Below are 20600 nucleotides of genomic sequence, written 5' to 3' on the forward strand. Positions count from 1 at the left end.
CTGTCCCGGTCGGTTCGCTTCAGCTCCGGGGCAGCACGGTCAGCACGCGGACGACGTGCTCGCGGAACTCCAGCATGAAGTCGCTCAGGAACGCGCGGGTCGACTCGTCCTTGACCTCGCCGTCCTCGCCGAACACCTCGGGCGTGAACTTGATGTACGCCTCGGGCGCGGTCATCTGCCGGGCGTTGCAGAACGCCATCACGGCCCTGAGGCTCTGCTGGGCGACCGCGGTGCCGATCTGCCCGATGGAGGCGCCGATCATCGCGGCGGGGATGTGGTCGAAGGAGTTCTGCCCCCAGGGACGCGAGGCCCAGTCGATGGCGTTCTTCAGCGCGCCCGGGATCGACCGGTTGTATTCCGGCGTCACGAACAGCACGGCGTTCGACCGTGCGATCGCCTCTTTCAGGGCGAGGGCCTCGGGCGGGTAGTCGCTGTCGTGGTCGGGGCTGTACAGCGGCAGGTTCCCGATCGGGATCTCGGTGAACCGCAGGTTCTCCGGGGCCAGTCGGATCAGGGCCTTGGACAGCACCCGGTTGATCGAGGTCGAGGACAAGCTGCCCACGAAGTAGCCGACGTCGTAGGTGTCCATCAGGCACGCCTCACAGGGGGTCGTCGAGAAAACCTGCCGGGAAGTTCAGATGTCAGACCAATGCATCATAAAAGAGCACAGAACATCCCTCACCTCGTGGCGACAGCACCCTCCGGACGCGAACCGAACCACTCCCCTGCGGTTCACCCTCTGCCCACATCCGGAAACTGGCCGTACACTGTCAACTAGGGGAAATTCAGGCGTGATTGACTGGGGGAGCCGTCATGTCCTGGGATCAGAACGCACATCCGGACTTCATCGTTCCGCCCATGCCGAGCGCACCGCCGCCCGCGCCCGCGGACCCGTGGCGTGGCTTCGCCGTGGGGTTGCTGAACCTCAGCGGCCTGGGGCTGGGCTACGCCGTCGTCCGCCGCTGGGGGCTCACGGCCGCCTGCCTGGTGGCCACGGGCATCCTGCTCCTCGTGGCCCTGCCCGCGGATCCGGACGGGGTACCGGGCGCCCTGCTCGTCCTCTACCTGATCCTGCTGGTGGCCGCGGGCCTGCACGGCGCGCGGCTGGGCCTGCGGACGCGCCTGGCGTGGCTGCCGAACGAGCTGGTCGCGGCGGTGCTCAGCGTCGTCCTGCTCGCCGTACCGGCCGGCGGATACCTCCTGTACGACCACGCGCGCGACGAGGCCACCCAGCAGATGCTCCTGGACCGGCTGGCCGAGGCGGACGAGCTGGTGAAGTCGACCGGGACGCAGACCTTCGAGGCGGCGGAGCCCGGCTACCGCAAGGCGCTGTCCGTGTACCGCGGCCTGACCGAGGACCATCCGACGTCACGGGCCGCCGCCCGGGTCCCGGACCGCCTCAAGACGTACTACGCCACGGTCGGCGCCGCCTACGAGGAAGAGAACTACTGCGGGGCCGTGGCGCCGCTGAAGTACCTGCGGACCGTGCCGCGCACGATGGACGAGAAGACCCTCGGCTCGCTGTCCACCTGGCCGGACGACCGGCTGGCGACCTCGCTCTACGAGTGCGGAGCCCAGTCGCTGAGCGGTGACAGCGCGTCCTGGAACACGCAGTGGAGCGAACTGCTGACGACGTTCCCGAAGTCCGAGCAGGCCCAGAAGGTGGGGCCCGCGATCGACACGGAGGTGGGCGAGGCGGTCTCGGCCGTGAGCGGCGACGATCCCTGCGGGGCCGTCGAGCGGCTGGAATCCCTGTCCCAGCAGATCCGCGGCGTGTCCGGGGCGGAGGCGGACCTCAACGGGACGCTCGACAAGGCCGCCGACCGGGCGGAGGAGAACGCGGCGTCGGGCGCGTACGACTGCGGGGTGGCCCAGTACAAGGACGGCCGTTTCAGCGAGGCCGTCACCACCATGGACGCGTTCGTCAAGGACAACCCCGGCAGTTCGAAGCGCGGCCTGGCCCGGAAGGTGTCCATCGCCGCGGAGGTCGCCCAGACGGTCCCGGCGGCCGGCAAGCGTCTGCCCACCACCCGCTCCGGCGGCAGCATCACCGTCACGGTCAAGAACGACAGCCCCGACAGGATCACCGTCCTGTACACCGGGCCGGTGACCGGCAGCTTCACCCTCAAGGCGTGCGGGAGCTGCTCCACCTACTCCGCGCTGGGCAGTTCGCTCGGTCTCGACTCGAAACCGTGCAGCGACAGCGGCAAGAACTACCCGCAGAAGACGATCCGGCTGCCCGCCGGGACCACCTATTTCGTCCACAAGTCCCAGGAGGGCACCGGCGACAGCCCGGCCTCGGACACCGCCAAGCTGGAACCGGGGTACATCTACACCGAGTGCGCCTACACGACGAGTTTCGGCTACTGACCGCGACCGGTCCCCGGGCCGCCGATCAGTCCCGCATCGCGTCCAGGGCCATCAGGGCCACGGACAGTGAGGTGCACACGTCGTCGGAGTCCAGGTCCACGCCGAGGATCGCGCTGATACGGGCGAGGCGCTCGTACATCCAGGCCCGGGAGACATGGGCGGCCTCGGCGGCGGCCGTCTTGTTGCGGCCGGAGTCGAGATAGGTGCGCAGCAGCCGGACCAGGTCGGTGCCGTGCTTCTCGTCGTGCAGCAGGAGCGGGCGCAGCTCCCGTTCGGCGAAGGTCTGGAGCCGGGCGTCGTCACGCATCAGCTGGAGCAGTCCGCGCAGCCGCAGATCGGGCAGCCGGTAGTAGAGACGCCGCTCCCCCAGCCGGGCCGCGGCGTCGGCGACCTGCATGGCGGCCAGGAGGACACCGCGGACCTCGCTGACGGAGGTGACGACATCGCCCACCGCGACGACGTATCCGCTGTCGGGGCCGTCACGGTGGAGACGGTGGGCGAGCCGTTCCACCGCAGCCTGCGGATCGTCGCCCAGGGCGAGGGAGAGAAGGATGCCGATCACGGCGTCCTCGACGGGGCCGACGAGCGCGAGCAGCCGGGCGTCCCGCAGTGCGTCGGTGGCGGCTCCGGCCGCGGCCCGGAGCAGGGCCTGCCGGTCGAGGGCGTTGCCGGGCAGGGTGGCGCGGGTGGTGAGGACGACGGGCACGAGGCGTCTTCCGTCGAGGGGGACGCCGATGGCGCGGGCCTCGGTGGCGATCTCGGCGCTGGTGCGCTTGGGCGACAGCAGGCCGGACAGCAGGGTGCGGTGGGTGTGCAGGGCGAGCGTCTCCTCGTCACGGGCGAGAAGGCGGCCCACGGCGAGGGTAGAGGCGGCCCGCTCGACGAGCATCGTCAGGCGCGGCGAGGGGGCGGGCACGTTCATCAGGACGAGGCGCCCCCAGTCCTGGCCGCGGGCGCCGACGGTGCTGGTCAGCCAGCCGTCGCGCGGATCGTAGGCGGTGCGGGCGGTGGTCGGCACCGCGCGGGAGCGGGCCTCCCACTGGTCCAGGACCGTGTCCGCGCCTTGTCCCGCGGTGTCGTAGACGAGGACCTGGTGGGCGAGGTTCTCCAGGACGGCCGGGCGACGGGCCATGCGGACCACCTGGTGGAGCACGTCGGCGGGTTCCGCGCCCTCCACGGTGAGCTCGTTGAAGATCTGGTGGATCTGTTCGGAGGCGCGCAGTTCGTCGATGCGGTTCTCCAGGATGCGCCAGTGGACGTCCTCGGTGACCTCGACGAAACGGGTGGTGCGCTGGAGCGCGGCGAGCGGCAGCGCGTGGCGTTCGGCGGCGGCGCGCATGGCCTGCGGCACCGAGTCCCGGAAGCGCGGGCCGAGGCCGACGACGATCCCGGCCGCGCCGATCCCCGCGAGTTCGTCGACGAAGCGGGCCAGCGAGTTGTCGTCGGAGGGCAGCGCGATACCGGTGGTGAGGATGAGTTCGCCGCCGCGCAGCATCGGGGCGATGGACGGCAGTTCGCTCACATGGACCCAGCGCACCTGCCGGGTCAGGCCCGCGGAGCCCGCCACGACCTTCGGCCGTCCCTCGCGCATCGAGGGGAACTCCAGGACCTCGGCGACGGTGGGCAGGCTCTCGACGGTGGGGAAGGCGGGACGCGTGGTGTCGGCGGGTCGAGTGGGGTTCTCGGGTCTGCCGTCCATCTGTGTCCCGCCTTTTCTGGGAAGTGCCCTATATCGCCATCTCCCGCCAATTGTTCACCAGGCTCCCGAGCATCCTGGCACCGAGGTCCAGGTCGGCCAGGGGGACGTACTCGTCGGCGGTGTGCGCCTGGTCGGTGGCGCCGGGGCCGAAGACGGTGCAGGAGGTGCTGCCGGTGAGGGCGGCGACCATGGAGGCGTCGGTGTAGGCCTCGTGTCCGTCGGCGCCGCCGACCGGCACGGCCCGCCCCGTGTGTTCCAGGTACGCGGCGCGCAGGCCGCGCACGATCGGGGAGGCGTCGGCGGCGCGGACCGGTGGCCGCTCGGCGCCGAGCGGCTCGATGACGTACTCGGCGCCGGGGTGTTCGGCGACGACGGCGGCGGCGACCCGGTCGACGAGTTCCTGGGCGTGTGCGGGGGTCATGGGCGGCACGATCCGCACGTCGAGCCCGGCCTCGCAGGAGGGCGGTACGACGTTGGTGGCGACGCCGCCGTGGAAGGTGCCGCAGGTGAAGCGGGGGCGGCCGAGGACCTCGTCCTCGTAGGGCAGGGCGGCGAACACGGTCTTGAGCCGGTCGACGGTCTTCGCCATCAGGTGGTTGGCGTCGATGCCGAGGTGGGCACGGCCCGCGTGGGCCATCCGGCCGCGCACGCGGAGGGTGAGCCAGCGCAGACCCATCTGCGCGATCCGCAGGCGCATGCCGGTGGGTTCCAGGGCGAGGACCTGGTCGTCGGGGCGCAGCAGTCCGCTGTCGACGAGCCGGTGGGCGCCCGCCATGTCGGGCGCCTCCTCGTCGACGGTGGCCACGAGGAGCACGTCACCGGCGGGCGGGGGGCCGGCGGTGAGCGCGTCGAGGAGGTTGACGGACAGGGCGAGCCCGGCCTTCATGTCGCAGGCGCCGCGCCCGTAGAGGCGTCCGTCGGCGATGGCGCCGCCGAAGGGCGGGTAGGTCCAGCCCTCGCCGACGGGGACCGTGTCCATGTGGCTGAGCAACACCAGGCGGGGGGCGGTGCCCTCGCCGGGGATCCGGGCGACGATGTTGTCCCGGCCCTCGGCGACCGGCATCCGCTCGACGGCCAGGCCCACGTCGGTGAGCCGGTTGCCGACCCACTCGGCGCACTTGCCCTCCTGCGGTCCGGGGTTCTGGCTGTCGATGCCGATCAGGGAGCGGGTGTCGCTGATGACGCGGTCCAGGGAGATCATGTCGTTCCTCGGGGTGTGCGGGTGACGGGCGACCTGCGGTCGGGGCCGTCGTCGGACGAGTGGGGGGTGGCGGGCCGGTCAGCCCGCCGGAGGGCCGTCCACGACCACGTTCTGTCCACTGAGTCCCGAGGACTCGGCGGACACCAGCCAGGCGCAGACCCGGCCCACCTCGGCGGGGTCGATCAGACGGCGGAAGGCGGAGGCGTCCGCGAAGCGGGTCAGGATCTCCTCGGTGGTGGAGTCCTCCCGTTCGGCGACCTGGGCGGCGAGCCGGCGCAGCATGGGGCTGTCGACGTTGCCGGGGCAGACGGTGTTGGCCCGTCCTCCGTGGGCGGCGATCTCGGCGGCGAAGGACTGGACGAACCCGATGAGGCCGAACTTGGAGGCGCTGTAGGCGGCGCCGCCGGCCTCGCCGCGCAGACCCGCGGTCGAGGACAGGAACACCGCCCCGAAGGAACGGGGTCCCGCCTCCAGAAGGCGGGCGAGGGCCTGTCCGGTGCGGAAGGCGCCGGACAGGTTGACGTCCATGAGCCGTCCGTAGCCGGGCCAGTCGAGGCCGGCGACCGGGCCGGTCAGGTTGACGCCGGGCGCGTAGACCAGGCCGTCGAGGCTCTCGCCGGGGGCGTCCCAGGCGGTGCGCAGGACGTCGTCCACGGACCGCTGGTCGGTGACGTCCACGGGGAGGGCGCGGTGTCCGTCGCCGGGAAGGTGCGCGACCGCGGATGCGGCGTCGGTGGCGTCGGCGGCCCAGACCGCGGTCCCGCGGGCGGCGAGGGCGGAGCAGGCGGCGCTGCCGAGGGCTCCGGCGGCGCCGATGACGACGACGCGTGAGGGGCGCGGCGCGCTCATGCGGCGGCTCCCATGGCGCGGACGGCCTGCGCGATCGACGCCCGGCGGGGTACGACGGCCTCCTCCAGGCTGCGCGCGGCGGGCACCGGCACGTCGGGGGTGCCGTGCCGGGCGACCTGACGCAGGGCCTGCGGTCCGAGGTGTTCGAGGACCCCGGTGATGATCTCGCCGCTGAGGCCGAACCCCAGGTAGTCCTCGTCCACGACGAGCAGTCGGCCGGTGCGGGCGACGGAGGCGCAGACGGTGTCGAGGTCGAGAGGGACGACGCTGCGCAGGTCGATCACCTCGACTTCGACGCCCTCGGCGGTCAGGTCCTGGGCCGCTAGGAGGCTCTCGCCGACGGTCGCGCTCAGGGTGACCAGGGTCAGGTCGGAGCCGGGCCGGACGACGGAAGCCTGGCCGAGGGGCACGGTGTACGCCTCGCGCGGCACCTCGGCACCGTGGGTGAAGGTGCCCGCCTTCTGCAGGAGCAGTCCCTTGTGCTCGATGAACACCACGGGGTCGTCGCTGCGCACGGCGGCGGCCATGAGGCCCTTGCTGTCGTACGGCGAGGACGGGGCGACGACCTGGAGTCCGGGGAGGTGGGCGAAGGTGCCCCAGAGACACTGGGAGTGCTGGGCCGCGGAGCCGATGCAGCCGCCCGCGGTCTTGATCACCATGGGCATGCCGACCCGGCCACCGGTCATGTAGCGGATCTTCGCGGCGGCGTTGTAGACCTGTTCGAGGCAGACGCCGATGAAATCGACGAACATCACCTCGACGACGGGCCGGTAGCCCTCCATGGCGAGGCCGACGGCGGCGCCGGTGAAGGCCATCTCGGAGATCGGGGTGTCGCGTACCCGGTCCCGTCCGAAGGCCTTCTGGAGGCCGCGGGTGCTGCCGAAGACACCGCCCTGGAGGCCGACGTCCTCGCCGAGCACGAGGACACGTTCGTCGCGTTCCATCTCCAGGCGCAGGGACTCGGCGACGCACTGGGAGACGTTGACGTTGCGCACGGCCGGGGTGCGGGGAGCGGCCGGGGTGGTGGTGCTGGTCATGCGCGGGGGCCTTTCGCGAAGACGTGGTCACGGGCGGTGGCGGGGTCGGGCAGGGGGTCGGCGCGGACCTCGGCCAGCAGGGCCGTGATCCCGTCGGCGACGGCCGTCTCCCGTGCGTCCAGGTGGTCCTCGGTGGTGAGGCCGCGGCCGAGGATCCGGGCGCGGGTCAGGGGCAGCGGGTCGCGTTCCTGACGGCGGTGGTCCTTCTCGGCGGCGGGCCGGTACAGGTCGAGGTCGCCCTCGAAGTGGCCGCGGAAGCGGTAGCAGGTGGCTTCCAGGATCGCGGGGCCGTTCCCGGCACGGGCGTGGGCGACGGCCTCGGCGAACGCCTCGTCGACGGCTTCGACGTCGAGCCCGTCGACCCGGCGGCCCCAGGCGCCGTAGGCGGTGGCGCGTTCGGCGAGGGTGGGGGTGGCGGTGGAGTCGGTGAAGGGGACGGAGATGGCCCATTCGTTGTTCTCGATGAGGACCACGAGGGGGAGTTTCCAGGCGCCGGCCATGTTGAGGGTCTCGTGGAAGCCGCCCGTGTTGGCGCCGCCGTCGCCGGTGACGCCGACCGCGACGGAGTCCCGGCCCTCCAGCCGGGCGGCCCAGGCATGGCCGAGGGCGACGGGCAGGTTGGCGCCGACGATGCCGGTGGTGGAGAACCGGCGGTCCTGGTCGAAGAGGTGCATGTGGCCGCCGAAGCCGCCGCAGAGGCCGGTGGCGCGTTCGTAGATCTCGGCGAGCATCGGCCGGGCCTCGACACCCTTCGCGAGGGCGTGGAGGTGGCTGCGGTGGGTGCTGACGAGGGCGTCGTCGGGGCGCAGTGCGCCGATGAGGCCCGCGGCGACGGCTTCCTGGCCGATGCCGGTGTGGAGTTCGCCGTGGATCTCGCGGGTGGGTACGCCCGCGAGGCACGCCTCCTCGAAGCGGCGCATGCGCACCATGTCCAGGTAGCGCTGTACGAGGGTGGGTCCGTCCATGGGGGTGTGCTCCTCCGTTCCCGGCCGGGGGCGCGGGTGTCGCTCGGTGGTGTAGGGGTGGTCGGCTCAGTGGGGCTGGTGGTCGGGGGCGGAGCAGGGCTGTTCCTCCAGTTCGACGACGGTCCCGGAGGGGGTGAGGCAGTAGGCGGCGCGCCCCTCGGCGAACTCGGTGGGCCGGCCGATGAGGGTGCCGCCCGCGGAGGTCAGCGCGCCGAGCGCGGCGTCGAGGTCGTCGACGAGGTGGGCGGTGTGGCTGTCACCGGGGCGTACGGGCAGCCAGGGCGGTGCGTCGTCGGGGACGCCGGTGAAGGTGAGCAGTTCCAGGTGCTGTCCGGTGACCGGGGAGGCCAGTTGGACGAGGTCGCCGCGGAGGCCGGGGACGCCGAGGAGGTTCTGCACGAGGTCCGTCATGCCGTACGCCTCGAAGGTCGTCTCGAAGCCGAGGACCCGCTGGTGGAAGGCGACGGCCTCGGCGAGGTCGGGGACGACGGTCCCGGTGTGGTGCCAGGCCCAGGCGGCGGCGGTCCCGGCGTGGGCGGGCGCGGGGCGGGCGGCGGTGTACGCGCGCCAGCCGCCGTAGGCGGAGATGTCGAGGTGGCGTCCCTCGGCGAGGTCCCTGGGGTAGAGGATGCCGTCCAGGGTGCGGCCGTCGTCGAGGTCGACGGATCCGCGGTACAGGTGCGGGGGTTCGCCCTCCTCCACGGCGCGCAGGACGTCGGCGGGGATCCGGTAGATCTCCCCGGGGACGGAGATCCCTCGGTCCGCGGCCTCGCCGGGGGCGAGCCGGTACATGCCGGGGTGGACGTCCCCGATGGAGTGCAGCCGGTAGGCGGGCACGGTGCGGGCGGTGCCGAGGAACTCGGCGCCCGCGAGGTTGGCGTGCAGGGCCAGGCCGCGCATGAGGGTGCCGTTGACGAACAGGTCGGTCGTGGGCGGGGCTTGGGGGGACATGGACGGCTCTCCTCGATGGGTGCGGGGCGGGGATCAGCGGGCGGCGGCGTAGGCGCTGCGCCTCGGATCGGCACCTGCCGCCAGGACGCGTCGGCCGTCGGGGGACGGCGGAACGAGGTCGCCGACGGTCTGGACGGACCCCGCGTCGAACTCGTAGGCGGGCCAGGCCCGTACGCGGTGGCCGCGGGCGGCGAGGGCGTCGCGGACGGCGGCCGAGATGCGGTCCTCGACGAGGAGCAGGCCCTCTCCGGAGGGGTGCGGGTGGAAGCCGCCGGGGAAGCTGGAGCCGAAGACCCGGGGGGCCTCGACGGCCTGCTGGGCGGTCATGCCGAACACGGCGTCGTTGAGGAAGGCCTGGAGCATGGCCTGCACGATGACGTCGCCGCCGGGGCAGGCGAGAGCACCGACGGCCGGTCCGCCGTCGTCGTCGGGGCGGTCGGTGAGGGTGATCACGGCCGCCGGGGTGACGCAGGGCCGCTTGCCGGGGGCGACGGCGTTGGGGTGTCCGGCGACCAGGCGGCTCTGGACGCCGCGCGGGGAGCAGAGGATGCCGAGCCCGGGGATGAGGGGGGCGCCGTCGGCCGTGTCGCTGGGCGAGGAGGCGAAGGCGTTGCCGGCGGCGTCCATGACGACGATCGCGGTGGTGCTGCCGATCCGGGGCCGGAGGTCGTCGGGGGCGGGCAGGTCGGGCAGGGCCCGGTGGCCGATGCGGGCGCGCAGGGCGTCCAGGCGGGTGGGGTCCAGCAGCCGGGCCGGGTCCGCGTCCTCGGTGTGCGCGGGGTCGCCGTAATGGCGCTCGCGTTCGGCGAAGGCGAGCTTCAGGGCCTCGGTGACGAGGTGCAGATACGTCTCGGTGTTGTGTCCGGCGGCGGCGAGGTCGTATCCGTCGAGGATGCCCAGCGCCTGCGCGACGATCGGGCCTTGGCTCCAGGCGGGGGTGACATGGACGGTGCGGTCGCCGAAGCGGACGGCGGGCGCCTCGGCGATCTCGGCGGTGAAGCCGGCCAGGTCCCGGGAGTCCAGGAAGCCGCCGGCCGCGGTGACGAACTCGGCGATGCGGTGGGCGGGTTCACCGCGGTAGAAGGCGTCGTGGGCGGCGCGCAGGCCGGCGTCCCGGTCCGCGCCCGCGCGGACGGCGGCGGTCTCGGCGGCTGCCAGGGAGCGCAGCAGGGCGGCGAGTTCGCGCTGGACCAGGCGTTCGCCGGGGCGGGGCGCACGGCCCTGGGGCCAGTACACGGCGCGGCTGGACTCCCAGCGGGAGAAGCCGCGGCCCATCACGGTGAGGGTGTGCGCGGTGCGCACGTCCAGCGGGAAGCCCTCTTCGGCGAGTTCGATCGCGGGGGCGGCGGCCTCGGCGAAGCTCAGGGTGCCGAACGCGCGCAAGGTGGTGATCCAGCCGGAGGGGGCGCCGGGGACGATGGAGGGGGCGCCGCCCAGCGGGAGCGCGCCGCCGTACCGGTCGAGCAGCGCGTCGAGGGTGGCGGTGCGGCCCCAGGGGCCGACCCCGGCGACGCTGTGCACGGTGCGGGAACCGGCGGTACGGACGAGGACGGGGGCGATACCGCCGAAGTTCGCCATGTCGGCCTGGACGACATTGGACGCGAGGCCCGCGGCGACCCCGGCGTCCACGGCGTTGCCGCCGCGGCCGAGGATCTCGGCGGCGACCTGGCTGACCAGCGGGTGCCCGGCGACGACGGTCCAGCGCTCGCCGAGCAGGGTGGGGCGTGTCGACTCGGCGCCGGCGAACACTCCGGGCACCACGCCGCCGCCCATGCCCGCTCCCCTGGCTCCGCCGGGTTCCCGTCCCTCGGAGGCGGGGGGTTGCTCAAATCCCTGCGCGATGGTCATCGTCGTGTCTCCGTCCTTTCCTGCGTGGTGTCCGTGGACGCGTGCGTCTCCGTGCGGCGCGTTTTGTGGCGGGGGCATCTGGCGGGGGTCGTCTGGCGTTCGTCTCTCGTGTCAGACCGCGCAGCGCGGTACCGGGAGCCCGGGCACGCCGACGTCGGCGGCGAACACGGCACCGGCGGCGGGTTCGGCGGCCAGCCGGCGGTCGCTCATGCCGACGCGTCCCGTGGTGACGTAGAGCAGACCGAGGCCGTCTCCGCCGAAGGCGCAGCTGGTGACCTGGCTGACCGGGAGCGGGAGGGTCATGTCGTGGCTGCCGTCGGGGCCGTAGCGGCGGATCTGGCCGCCGCGCCACAGGGCGACCCACACGCCGCCCTCGGCGTCGACGGCGAGTCCGTCGGGCACGCCCGCCTCGTCCTCGACGGTCGCCCAGGGGCGTCGTCCCGCGGCCTCGCCGGTGGCGGGGTCGTAGTCGAGGACGTCGACGCGGCGGGTGGAGCTGTCGACGAAGTACATACGGGTGCCGTCCGGGGACCAGCCGAGTCCGTTGGCGACGCTGGTGGCGGCGAGGACCCGGCGGGGTGCCTCGGCGCCGGGGTCGAGCCGGTACAGGGCGCCGCGCCCGGGCAGCATGTCGACGTCGAGGGTGCCGAACCAGAGCCGTCCCGCGGGGTCCACCCCGGCGTCGCCGAGCCGGTTGCCCTCGGGCTCGCCGGGTACGGCGACGGTGCGTTCGGTGCGGCCCTGCGCGTCTAGGAGCAGGACGCCGTGCCGGGCGGCGACCGCGTGGCCGCCTCCGGCGCGGGGCAGGACGGTGCTCACGGCGTGCCCGAAGTCGCGGTGCGTGGCCGTGCCGGTCGGCGGGTGGTAGCGGTGCAGCCGCCCGGAGGGGATGTCCGCCCAGTGGAGTTCGCCGGTGGTGTCGTCCCAGGCGGGTCCTTCGCCCAGTTCGCAGCCTGCGGCGAGGACCGGCGCGGCCGGTTCGTGCAGGACGGGCATCATGCCTCCCCCTCGCCCCGGTGACGTCGGGTCACGTTGTCCTCCAGGAGGGCGCGCAGGGCGGTCTCCGGCGCGGTCAGGGCGGCCATCCGGTGGGCGCGGGCGGTCCGGTCGGCGGCGAGGGCGGCCCGGAGTCTGGTGCGGGCGGCGTGCGCCTCGGCCGCGCGCAGGGTCGTGCCCGCGCGGACGAGGCGGCGTCCGGCCCGCAGGACGTCGCTGACATCGCGGCAGGTCGCCTCGTGGACGACTCGCTCCACCGGGTCGGCTCCGTCGGCGACGGGGAGCGCCACGCAGACGACGTCCGCGCGGTGGCCGGGGGCGATCCGGCCGAGGCGGCCGGTGTTCCCGGTCGCGGCGGCCCCGCCCTCGGTGGCCAGGGCGAGCGCCTGACGGGGGGTCAGCGGGCCGTCGGCGCGTTCGGCGGTGGCAAGGGCAGCTCGCATCTCGGCGAACATGTCGGGCGGTCCTTCGTGCTGGCTGTCCAGGCCGAGTGCCACGGTCACCCCGGCGTCGAGCCAGGAGCGCACCCGGGCGTCGCCCGAGCCGAGCCGCCGGTTGGACGTCGGGCAGTGCACCAGCGCGGTGCCGCGCTCCGCGAGCAGGGCGGTCTCGGCGTCGGTGAGCCAGACGCCGTGGGCCGCCGAGGTGCCGGGGCCCAGCAGTCGGTGCCGGTCGAGCCGGGCCACCGGATCGTCGCCGTGCGCGAGCCAGTCGCGCTGGTGAGGGCTCTCCAGCAGATGGGTGTGGAGTCGTGGGCCGGCTGCGGCGCAGCGGCGCAGCGCGTCGAGTGCCGCGTCGGAGCACCACTGGGGGGCGACCGGGGCGAGGGCGATCCGTACGCCGGGCCACCCCTCGGCGGACCTGAGGAGTCCGGTGAGCAGGGACGGGAGCCGGTCGGGAGGCAGGCCGCGGTGCGGCGCCGGGAGCGGCTCCCGGGTCCCGGCACCGGGAACCGGGCCGGAACCCGGGCCGGGGTCGGGTTCCGGGGCGAACTCGGCCTGGTCGGTGAGGCCGACGGCGAGTTGGGCGCGCAGCCCCGCCCGGACCAGGGACCGCGCCGCCGCGGTCACGGACGCCGTGTAGGCGTCGGGTTCGGCGAAGGTGTGGTGCACGGCCTGCACGGTGGTGACCCCGGTGGCCGTGAGACCGTCCGCGGCGACGAGGGCGTCGTCGCCCGGATCGAGGGCGGTGGCGCCGGTCAGCCGCACGACCCAGCTCTCCAGATCGGCGTCGGCGACGTCCTGTTCGGCGAGGGGCAGTCCCCGCAGGTGGCTGTGGGCGTCGGTGAAGGCGGGCAGGGCCACGCCGTCCAGTTCCTCGGTGCGGGCTGCGGGTGCCTCGGCGGCCAGCAGGGCGTAGGGCGCCACGCGGGTCACGGTGCCGGTGGCGTCCACCAGGACTCCGGCGTCGGTAAGCGGCGCCGACGCGGCGTCGGCGACCAGGGTGCGGCAGCGCAGCAGCAGGGGCGCGCCGGCGGGTGTGCGGGTCATCGTCGCACCGCCCAGGGCAGCAGCCGGCGTTCGGCGAGGGTGACGGCGGCGTAGACCAGGCCCGCGACGACGGAGGAGGCCAGGATCGCGCCCCACATCGTGGCGGTGTCCTGGGACAGGGCCGTGCTGATGACGAGCTTGCCGAGTCCGTCGCCGCCGATCAGCCACTCCGCGGTCATCACGCCGAGCACCGCGGAGGGGGCGGCGATGCGCAGGGAGTCGAAGAAGGCGGGCATGGCGGCGGGCAGCCGCACGCGCCAGTAGACCGTGCCGGCACGGCAGTTGAGGACATGCATCAGTTCCAGTGCCTCGCGTTCCACCGAGCGCAGTCCGAGGAGGACGTTGACCAGCGTGGGGAAGAACACGATCAGGGCGGCGACCACGACCGTCGGGGTGGCGCCCCGGCCCGCGACCAGGGTGATGAAGGGGGCGAGCGCCACGACCGGGACGGCCCGCACGGTGAGCGCGAGCGGGTAGAGGACGGCCGACAGCAGCGGGGAGGCGGAGATGAGGAGGGCGAGGAGCAGCCCGGCGGCGTTGCCGACGGCGAACCCGGCAAGGACGGAGCCGACGGTGTCCCGGGCGGCATCGAGCACGCCCGACCAGTCCGCGGCGGAGACGATGAGGCTCGGGGCGGGGAGCGCGTAGTCGGGGGTGCCGCTGACGCGTACGGCGATCTCCCAGAGGACGATCGCGAGGGCGAACACCGCGCAGGAGACGAGGGGTTCGCGCAGGCGGCGCAGCACGCGTGCCGCTCGGCCGCGAGGCGGGGCGGTGCGGGTGTACTGGGTGTGCGCCGTGGCCGGGGGCAGGGTGTTCATGACGGTCAACGCCCCTCCCCGGTGGTGGCGACCGAGGCGTGCCACGGGGTCGCGATCCGGGCGAGGCCCCCGAACAGCACGGCCAGAAGGCCGGTGACGGCGGTGGACAGCGCGAGCGCGGCCCACATCTCGGGCATCTGGTATCCGAACATCGCGTACAGCAGGGCGAGTCCGAGGCCCTGGTCCGCTCCGACCCACTCGGCGATCATGGCGCCGATGAACGCGGCGGGCGCTGCGATCTTCAGCGACGCCACGAGCGCGGGCAGCGCGTACGGCAGCCGCAGCCGGAGCAGTTCCTCCGTCCGGCCGAGGGCGAGGATGCGGCCCAGTTCCCGTACCCGGGGGTCGGTGGCGCGCAGCGCGCCCACCAGGTTGACCAGGACGGGGAAGAAGGCGGCGAGGAGGGCCACCACGGCCTTGGAGGTGAAGCCGAGGCCGAGCCAGGCGACCAGGGCGGGGGCGAGGCCGATCACCGGGATGCTGTAGAGCATCAGGGCGAGACGGTGCAGTCCTTCGCCGACGGCCCGGAACCGGTCCATGAACAGGGCGAGGAGCACGGCGAGGACCACTCCCCCGGCGAACCCGGCGGCGGCCTCCCCCACGGTGGTCCAGGTGTTGCGGGCGTAGCCGCCCCGGTTGTCCCAGAGCACGTCGAGGATCTCGGAGGGCGGCGGGAGCGCTCCGCCCGGCCGGTAGGCGGAGCGTCCGTAGAACTCCCAGGCGGCGAGAAGGACGGCGTAGACGGCGACGCCGATGAGGAACGTGGTGCGACGGCTCATCGCGCGTCGGCCGAGGACATCGGCCGCCGCCGCGCGGCGGCGGCTCACAGGCCGGCTCCGTCGTAGGCGTCGGTGAGCAGGCCGGTCAGTTCGCGCTCGTACTGCGTGAACCGGGGCAGCAGCATGGTCTCGGCGGTGCGGGGGCGGGGCAGGTCGATGTCCAGTTCGGCGATGACGCGGCCGGGGCCGCGGCCCATGACCAGGACCTGGTCGGAGAGGAACACCGCTTCGGAGACGTTGTGGGTGACGAGGACCGCGGTGGTGCCGGTGCTCATCCAGATCCGCTGGAGTTCGTCGTTCATCTGGCGGCGGCGGATCTCGTCGAGACCGTTGAACGGCTCGTCGAGGAAGAGGAGCCGGGGCTTGAGGATCAGCGCGCGGGCGATCGCCACCCGGCGCGCCATGCCGCCGGAGAGCTTCGCGGGCAGGGCCTTCTCGAAGCCCTCCAGGCCGACGAGGCGCAGGAGTTCGGCGGCGCGCTCGCGGCGCTCGGCCTTCGGTACGCCGGTGACCTGGAGGGGCAGTTCGACGTTGGCCTGCGCGGTGCGCCAGGGCAGCAGCACCGGGTCCTGGAAGACGAAGCCGAACTCCCCGGCGCCGCGCGCCTCGGCGGGGGTGCGGCCGAAGATCTCGACGGTGCCGGTGGTGGGCGGCACGACGTCCGACAGGATGCGCAGGAGTGTGGACTTGCCGCAGCCGGAGGGGCCGATGAGGGTGCAGAAGCTGCCTTCCCGGACGGTGAGGGCGATGTCGTCGAGGGCGGTGAAGTCGCCGCCTCCGACGTCGAACCGCTTGCCGATGCCGGTGGCGCGGACGACTCCGCCGGTGGAACTCGGGGCGGGCGGGGTGCCCTTCACGGCGCTCATGCCCGGCCCGCTTCCGTCGCGGCGGCGTTCGCGGTGCGGGGTGCGGCGGTCCGGTCGGGCAGGCCGAGCAGCCGCGCGAGGGTGCCGCCCTCGACCAGGGCCCGGTCCTTCTCGTCGGGGATCGCCCGGGCGATCTTGGCGCGTTCCAGGTCGAAGTGGCTGCCGGGCCAGTCGGTGCCCATGACCAGCCGGCCCGCGCCGAGCCGCCTGTAGGCCATCTGGACCTCGATGAGCTGGGTGCCGGAGGTCTCCAGGTAGATGTGCTCGTTGCGTTCGGCCACCAGGATCGCCTCGTTGACGTTCCAGATGGTCCCCATGTGAGCGATGAGCAGGGGCACTTCGGGGAACGCTCGGGAGATCTCCTCGATGGACAGGGGCGCGCAGAACGGGTCGTCGAGCGCGTTCACCAGGATCATCAGACCGTTCTCACGACAGGCCTCGAAGACCGGGTCGAGCAGGCCGTGGTCGGCGAAGTGGTAGCCGTGCATGGTGGGGTGCAGCTTCAGCCCGCGCAGGCCGTACTCCCGGGCGCAGGCGTGGACCGTCTCGACGGCGTCGGGGCGACGCGGGTCGACCTGCCCGAACCCCACGATCCGGTCCGGATACGCGGCGACCGTGCGGGAGATGAACGCGTTGTCGATCATCTGGCCGAGGGAGCAGCCCACGGCCATGTCGACGCCGGCCGCGTCCATCGACGCGATCATGTTCTCCGGGGTGTAGGACTCGGCGGTCAGGTAGTCCGAGGTTCCTCCGGCCTGCCAGACGTTGTTGTACGCGTCGATGATCACGAGTGCTCCGCTTCGTTCGGGTGATCGGGCCTGGACGGTGCGGCGCCCGGGCCGCGGCATGACCGGGCCGCCACGGTGGGGCGGCGCCCGGGGCGGGCTCAGGTCAGGAGGGAGGTGCGCCCGTCGTAGGCGGCTTCCAGCACGGAGGTGTCGACGACGTCGGCGGCCTTGAGCTTCTTCGGCAGGGTGCCGACCTCGACCAGGTCGTCGATGATCGTCTGCATCTTCCCGGGGTCGACCTGGAGCACGCCCTTGGGTGAAGTGATCAGGTCCTTCTGGAACTTGGCGGTGGCGACCTCGTCGGCGACCTTGAGGCCGTTGGTGTTCCACTCCGTCGCGACGAGCTTGCCGACCTCGGCGGGGTGGGCGTTCATGTACTCGTGGCCCTTGATGGTGGCGCGCAGGAACCGGACCAGTTCGTCGTGGTGGTCGTCGAGCCGGTCCCGCGTGGTGACCAGGACGTTGCCGTAGCTCTTGACCCCGAGGTCCTCCAGGTAGAGCACGTCGACCTCGACGCCCTGCTGTTCGAGGGCCACCGCCTGGGAGGTGGCGTAGCCGGAGTAGCCGGAGACCTGGCCGGTGGTGAGCTGGGTGGGGTCCGTGCCGGCGGGCACGAAGGTGACGTCCTTGACGCCGGCCTTCTTCACCAGGGACTCGAACTGCTGGCGGGAGGCCTCCGTGACGGCGATGGTGCGGCCCGCGAAGTCCTTGATGCCGGTGATCGGATCGCTCTTCTTGCTGATGATCGCGAACGGCGACGTCTGGAAGATGGCCCCGTAGACGACCAGTGGCCTGCCCTTGGCGGCGGCGACGAGGACATTGGTGTTGTCGTCGTCGCCGGTCATGGCGCGGCCGGAGGCGATCTGCTGCCAGGCCAGGATGTTGGGGCCGCCCGCGGTGAAGGTGGTGGAGATCTTCTCGGCGGCGTAGTAGCCCTGCTTCTCTGCGGCGTAGAACCCGCCGTACTGGGTGAGCTTCAGCCAGCCGAGCTGGTCCTTGACGGTGAGCACACCGTCCGCGGAGGTGGCACCGGAGGAGTCCCCTCCGCAGGCGGACAAGAGACCGCCCGCGGCGAGCACCCCGGCACCCGCGCCGAAGAGCCTCAGAACGTCGCGTCGCCCGTGGACAGCGCCGCGCACCTCGCGTGATCTGTTCATGTGAATCCTCCAGCGGACGCCCTCGCGGGGCGTAGAAGGCGGGATAAGTGCAGGCCAGAGGGGCTCTGCCAGGTCGTGTCCATAGCCTCGCTCCGCGCTGGAGGCGCCCGCAATGAGCGATTCATCGGTGGATCGACCGGACCGTTGACAAAGCGTCCACATCGAAACAGCCGCAGAAACAGCCAGAAACAGGCAGGCAACACCCGGCCGTTTCGCCGGCCGACGACAGGGCCGGCACAAGCCGATCGAGGGGTACGGCACCGGCCCGTCGGTACCGGGCGGCCGCCGGGCCAGGGTTTGGCGCTGTCCCCGCAGCCCGAAAGGATGAATCCCCCGGTGGGACGGCGTGTCGCCGGTCCCCGATTCTGCACGCTTCGACTCCGAACGCCGAGTGAGGAGAACAGGTGGCGGATGCGGGACGGCGTCAGGGGACGCCTCTCTTACGTGATCGGGCGCGGTATCTCTTCGACAGGACGCTGGCGCGCAGCACCGCGGCGCTGCTCGGCTGGCTCGCCCTCGGGTGCATGACGCTCGTCGTCCCGGTCAGCGCGCTGCTGGTCTGGACGGACCCGCGGGCGCCGCACTCCGTGGCGGGGCGGATCAGCGCCGTGTGGCGCACCAGCGCCGAGACCATGCGGCTGAGCGGAGTGACGGGCGCCCCGCTGCGGATGCTGCTGGCGGCGGTGCTCGGACTGATCGCCCTGTTGTGCGTGTCGACGGTCGTCGGTGTCATCACGACGGGTCTGGGCGACCGGCTGGCGGAGCTGCGCCGGGGCCGCTCGACCGTGCTGGAGCAGGGCCACACGGTCGTGCTCGGCTGGTCCGACCAGGTCTTCACCGTGGTCGCCGAGCTGTTCGCGGCCCGCGACGGGAAGGGGCGGCACGTGGTCACCGTCCTCGCGGACCGGGACTCGGCCGACATGCACACCGAGCTGACGACCGCGCTCGGCATCGCGGACGCCTCCCGGCTGGTGTGCCGTACCGGTGCGCCGACCGACCCCGAGGCGCTCGCGCTGGTGACGCCGGGCGCGGCCCGGTCCGTACTGATCCTTCCCCGTGACGACGAGGACGCCGACGCGCGGGTCATCCGCACGCTCCTGGCGCTGCGCGCCCTCCTCGGCACCGGCAGCGGCGACGGCACGGGCAGCGTGCCTCGGCTGGTGGCGACGGTGCGCGACGGCCATCACCTGCGGGCCGCACGGCTCGCGGCCGGGCCGGGGAGCACCGTCCTGGAGGCGGACCGGACCACGGCACGGCTGCTCGTGCAGTCGGCCCGGCAGCCCGGTCTGCCGGCCGCCCTGCGCGACCTCCTCGACTTCTCCGGGGCCGAGTTCCACACCCTCGGCTCAGCCGGTTGGGCGGACCGGACGTACGACGAGCTGGTCCTGTCCTTCGAGGACGCGTGCGTGGTCGGGATCCTGCGGGCCGACGGCACACCGCTTCTCACACCGCCGCCCCACACGGTGCTGCGCCCCGGCGACCGGCTGGTGACGGTCGCCCACGACGACGAACCGGCCGCCGCCACCGACTGCCGCGGCCACATCGACGCGCCAGCCCTGGCGCCCGCGGGCGAGCGCACCGCCGGCCCGGCACGCACCCTCATGCTGGGCTGGAACCGCCGGGCCCCGTTCGTCGTCGACCTCCTGCGCCAGACCTCCCGGCCGGGCTCCGTCCTCGACGTCGTCACCGACCCGGACACCGATCCGCCCGCCCATCTGGCGCGCTCCGACACCGGTGGCCGCCTCCGCGTCAGCCATCGCACCGGCGACCCCACCCGCTTCGCCACGCTCCGCGCGCTGCATCCCTCGCGCTACGACAGCGTCATCGTCCTGCGGGACGAGAACGCTCCCGCTCCCGCGCAGCCCGACGACAAGACCCTGCTGACCCTGCTGATGCTCAAGGCGCACGAGGAGGAGGCGGGCCGGCGCATCCATGTGGTGGCCGAGCTGCACGACCACCGCAGCCGGCCGCTGGCTCCCCTCGGCGCCGCCTCCGACGTCGTCGTCCGCGGGGAACTCACCGCGCTGCTCATGACGCAGATCTCCCACGACCCCGCTCTCGGCGCCGTGTTCGAGGAGATCTTCACCGCGCGCGGCGGAGCACTGGCCCTGCGCCCCGCCACCGACTACGTGCGCCCCGGCCTCGAAGCGTCCTTCGCCACGGTCACGGCGGCGGCACTGGCCCGTGGTGAGGCCGCGATCGGCTACCGCACCCACGACCCCTCGGCCGGGCCCCTGCCGCCGGCGGTCCGGCTCTGTCCCGGGCAGTCGCGGCGGCGGTCCTGGAGCGATCAGGACGAGATCCTGGTCCTGGCTCCGGGCCACGGCATCACTCCCGCGGACGACGGCGAACCCCTCCCCCTCCCCCTCGCCCGTCATCCCCACCAGGACGGCGACCCGGCGGCGGAAGTGCCGAGCTGACTCCGGCGCGCCGAAGGACTCCGCGTGCGACTGCTCGGCGCGGGAGCGGCGGCCGCTCCCCGCGTGCGGGCCGTCGGCGCAAGCCCCAGGCTGAGATCATGGCCACTGATCAGCCTGTCGTCATCTATCCGCCCGCCGAGGACGGAGGCCGACGCGTCCGTATCGGCGACCACTTCACCGGTATCGCCTACGGCCTGGTGGACATCGCCGCCTTCGTCCAGGAAGCCGGGCTCCAGGACTGGGACGAGATGGATGTGGTCCGGTCCGCGCTGGTCGAGTGGCGGGGCGGAGGCCCCGACGCCTGGGCGGCGGTCGGACCGGACTAGGCCGTGTCCGCACCGTCCCGCCTGCCCCGCGGACACG

Annotated in this window: 18 protein-coding genes; 3 read left to right on the forward strand and 15 right to left on the reverse strand. The window is 73.2% G+C overall.

Annotated features, from left to right (window positions below; translation table 11 throughout):
• Positions 1-19 precede the first annotated feature (19 nt).
• The gene (locus tag ACIPSE_RS27915; RefSeq protein ID WP_401667429.1) at positions 20-589 is read right to left on the reverse strand and encodes an NADPH-dependent FMN reductase; all 570 of its coding nucleotides are present in this window, start codon (positions 587-589) and stop codon (positions 20-22) included.
• Between the two features lie 269 nt (positions 590-858).
• Here ACIPSE_RS27915 and ACIPSE_RS27920 point away from each other — a divergent pair, with 269 nt between their 5' ends.
• Entirely contained in the window at positions 859-2370 is a 1512-nt protein-coding gene (locus ACIPSE_RS27920) for a hypothetical protein (RefSeq protein ID WP_401667431.1), read from the forward strand.
• 25 nt (positions 2371-2395) lie between these two features.
• On the opposite strand, the gene ACIPSE_RS27925 is transcribed toward ACIPSE_RS27920, so the two are convergent.
• The 14 genes from ACIPSE_RS27925 to ACIPSE_RS27990 form a co-directional block, all read right to left on the reverse strand.
• Complete coding sequence (locus tag ACIPSE_RS27925) at positions 2396-4069, reverse strand: PucR family transcriptional regulator (protein ID WP_401667433.1); 1674 nt, start codon at positions 4067-4069, stop codon at positions 2396-2398.
• Positions 4070-4097: 28 nt separating this feature from the next.
• Positions 4098-5270 (reverse strand): M20 family metallopeptidase, encoded by a 1173-nt coding sequence (locus tag ACIPSE_RS27930; protein WP_401667436.1) that lies wholly within the window; start codon positions 5268-5270, stop codon positions 4098-4100.
• A 78-nt stretch (positions 5271-5348) separates the two neighbouring features.
• Entirely contained in the window at positions 5349-6119 is a 771-nt protein-coding gene (locus ACIPSE_RS27935) for an SDR family NAD(P)-dependent oxidoreductase (protein ID WP_401667438.1), read from the reverse strand.
• Complete coding sequence (locus tag ACIPSE_RS27940) at positions 6116-7156, reverse strand: alpha-ketoacid dehydrogenase subunit beta (protein ID WP_401667441.1); 1041 nt, start codon at positions 7154-7156, stop codon at positions 6116-6118. Before ACIPSE_RS27940 ends, ACIPSE_RS27935 begins: the two co-directional genes overlap by 4 nt.
• Positions 7153-8121 (reverse strand): thiamine pyrophosphate-dependent dehydrogenase E1 component subunit alpha, encoded by a 969-nt coding sequence (locus ACIPSE_RS27945; RefSeq protein WP_401667443.1) that lies wholly within the window; start codon positions 8119-8121, stop codon positions 7153-7155. Before ACIPSE_RS27945 ends, ACIPSE_RS27940 begins: the two co-directional genes overlap by 4 nt.
• A gap of 66 nt (positions 8122-8187) precedes the next feature.
• Positions 8188-9072: a VOC family protein gene (locus ACIPSE_RS27950; RefSeq protein ID WP_401667445.1), complete on the reverse strand. Its 885-nt coding sequence runs from the start codon at positions 9070-9072 to the stop codon at positions 8188-8190.
• A 33-nt stretch (positions 9073-9105) separates the two neighbouring features.
• Positions 9106-10920: a gamma-glutamyltransferase family protein gene (locus ACIPSE_RS27955; protein ID WP_401667448.1), complete on the reverse strand. Its 1815-nt coding sequence runs from the start codon at positions 10918-10920 to the stop codon at positions 9106-9108.
• A gap of 111 nt (positions 10921-11031) precedes the next feature.
• Positions 11032-11919, reverse strand: coding sequence for an SMP-30/gluconolactonase/LRE family protein (locus ACIPSE_RS27960; protein ID WP_401667450.1), 888 nt, complete (start codon positions 11917-11919; stop codon positions 11032-11034).
• Positions 11916-13406, reverse strand: coding sequence for an amidohydrolase family protein (locus ACIPSE_RS27965; RefSeq protein ID WP_401667453.1), 1491 nt, complete (start codon positions 13404-13406; stop codon positions 11916-11918). Before ACIPSE_RS27965 ends, ACIPSE_RS27960 begins: the two co-directional genes overlap by 4 nt.
• Positions 13403-14227: an ABC transporter permease gene (locus ACIPSE_RS27970; RefSeq protein WP_401667455.1), complete on the reverse strand. Its 825-nt coding sequence runs from the start codon at positions 14225-14227 to the stop codon at positions 13403-13405. The genes ACIPSE_RS27965 and ACIPSE_RS27970 overlap by 4 nt, the downstream gene beginning before the upstream one ends.
• 5 nt (positions 14228-14232) lie before the next feature.
• Positions 14233-15054 carry an ABC transporter permease gene (locus tag ACIPSE_RS27975; protein WP_401667458.1) on the reverse strand — a complete coding sequence of 274 codons (822 nt, stop codon included), beginning with the start codon at positions 15052-15054 and terminating at the stop codon, positions 14233-14235.
• The gene (locus tag ACIPSE_RS27980) at positions 15051-15872 is read right to left on the reverse strand and encodes an ABC transporter ATP-binding protein (protein ID WP_401667461.1); all 822 of its coding nucleotides are present in this window, start codon (positions 15870-15872) and stop codon (positions 15051-15053) included. Before ACIPSE_RS27980 ends, ACIPSE_RS27975 begins: the two co-directional genes overlap by 4 nt.
• Positions 15869-16660: an amidohydrolase family protein gene (locus ACIPSE_RS27985; protein ID WP_401667463.1), complete on the reverse strand. Its 792-nt coding sequence runs from the start codon at positions 16658-16660 to the stop codon at positions 15869-15871. The genes ACIPSE_RS27980 and ACIPSE_RS27985 overlap by 4 nt, the downstream gene beginning before the upstream one ends.
• A gap of 98 nt (positions 16661-16758) precedes the next feature.
• On the reverse strand, positions 16759-17817 hold the full coding sequence (locus ACIPSE_RS27990; RefSeq protein ID WP_401667465.1) for an ABC transporter substrate-binding protein: 1059 nt from the start codon (positions 17815-17817) through the stop codon (positions 16759-16761).
• A gap of 404 nt (positions 17818-18221) precedes the next feature.
• Here ACIPSE_RS27990 and ACIPSE_RS27995 point away from each other — a divergent pair, with 404 nt between their 5' ends.
• A complete protein-coding gene (locus ACIPSE_RS27995; protein WP_401667468.1) occupies positions 18222-20237 on the forward strand; it encodes an NAD-binding lipoprotein in 2016 nt (671 codons plus the stop codon).
• A 98-nt stretch (positions 20238-20335) separates the two neighbouring features.
• A complete protein-coding gene (locus tag ACIPSE_RS28000) occupies positions 20336-20563 on the forward strand; it encodes a hypothetical protein (RefSeq protein ID WP_401667470.1) in 228 nt (75 codons plus the stop codon).
• The last annotated feature ends 37 nt before the right edge of the window (positions 20564-20600 follow it).

This window comes from Streptomyces sp. NPDC090106 (assembly GCF_044747265.1).
Classification (GTDB): domain Bacteria; phylum Actinomycetota; class Actinomycetes; order Streptomycetales; family Streptomycetaceae; genus Streptomyces.

Excerpts from the sequence above, each read along its gene's own strand:
- ACIPSE_RS27930 (WP_401667436.1), bottom strand. The coding sequence starts at position 5,270 with ATGATCTCCCTGGACCGCGTCATCAGCGACACCCGCTCCCTGATCGGC.
- ACIPSE_RS27955 (WP_401667448.1), bottom strand. The coding sequence starts at position 10,920 with ATGACCATCGCGCAGGGATTTGAGCAACCCCCCGCCTCCGAGGGACGG.
- ACIPSE_RS27915 (WP_401667429.1), bottom strand. The coding sequence starts at position 589 with ATGGACACCTACGACGTCGGCTACTTCGTGGGCAGCTTGTCCTCGACC.
- ACIPSE_RS27935 (WP_401667438.1), bottom strand. The coding sequence starts at position 6,119 with ATGAGCGCGCCGCGCCCCTCACGCGTCGTCGTCATCGGCGCCGCCGGA.
- ACIPSE_RS28000 (WP_401667470.1), top strand. The coding sequence starts at position 20,336 with ATGGCCACTGATCAGCCTGTCGTCATCTATCCGCCCGCCGAGGACGGA.
- ACIPSE_RS27960 (WP_401667450.1), bottom strand. The coding sequence starts at position 11,919 with ATGATGCCCGTCCTGCACGAACCGGCCGCGCCGGTCCTCGCCGCAGGC.
- ACIPSE_RS27970 (WP_401667455.1), bottom strand. The coding sequence starts at position 14,227 with ATGAACACCCTGCCCCCGGCCACGGCGCACACCCAGTACACCCGCACC.
- ACIPSE_RS27925 (WP_401667433.1), bottom strand. The coding sequence starts at position 4,069 with ATGGACGGCAGACCCGAGAACCCCACTCGACCCGCCGACACCACGCGT.
- ACIPSE_RS27950 (WP_401667445.1), bottom strand. The coding sequence starts at position 9,072 with ATGTCCCCCCAAGCCCCGCCCACGACCGACCTGTTCGTCAACGGCACC.
- ACIPSE_RS27940 (WP_401667441.1), bottom strand. The coding sequence starts at position 7,156 with ATGACCAGCACCACCACCCCGGCCGCTCCCCGCACCCCGGCCGTGCGC.
- ACIPSE_RS27980 (WP_401667461.1), bottom strand. The coding sequence starts at position 15,872 with ATGAGCGCCGTGAAGGGCACCCCGCCCGCCCCGAGTTCCACCGGCGGA.
- ACIPSE_RS27990 (WP_401667465.1), bottom strand. The coding sequence starts at position 17,817 with ATGAACAGATCACGCGAGGTGCGCGGCGCTGTCCACGGGCGACGCGAC.
- ACIPSE_RS27945 (WP_401667443.1), bottom strand. The coding sequence starts at position 8,121 with ATGGACGGACCCACCCTCGTACAGCGCTACCTGGACATGGTGCGCATG.
- ACIPSE_RS27920 (WP_401667431.1), top strand. The coding sequence starts at position 859 with ATGCCGAGCGCACCGCCGCCCGCGCCCGCGGACCCGTGGCGTGGCTTC.
- ACIPSE_RS27965 (WP_401667453.1), bottom strand. The coding sequence starts at position 13,406 with ATGACCCGCACACCCGCCGGCGCGCCCCTGCTGCTGCGCTGCCGCACC.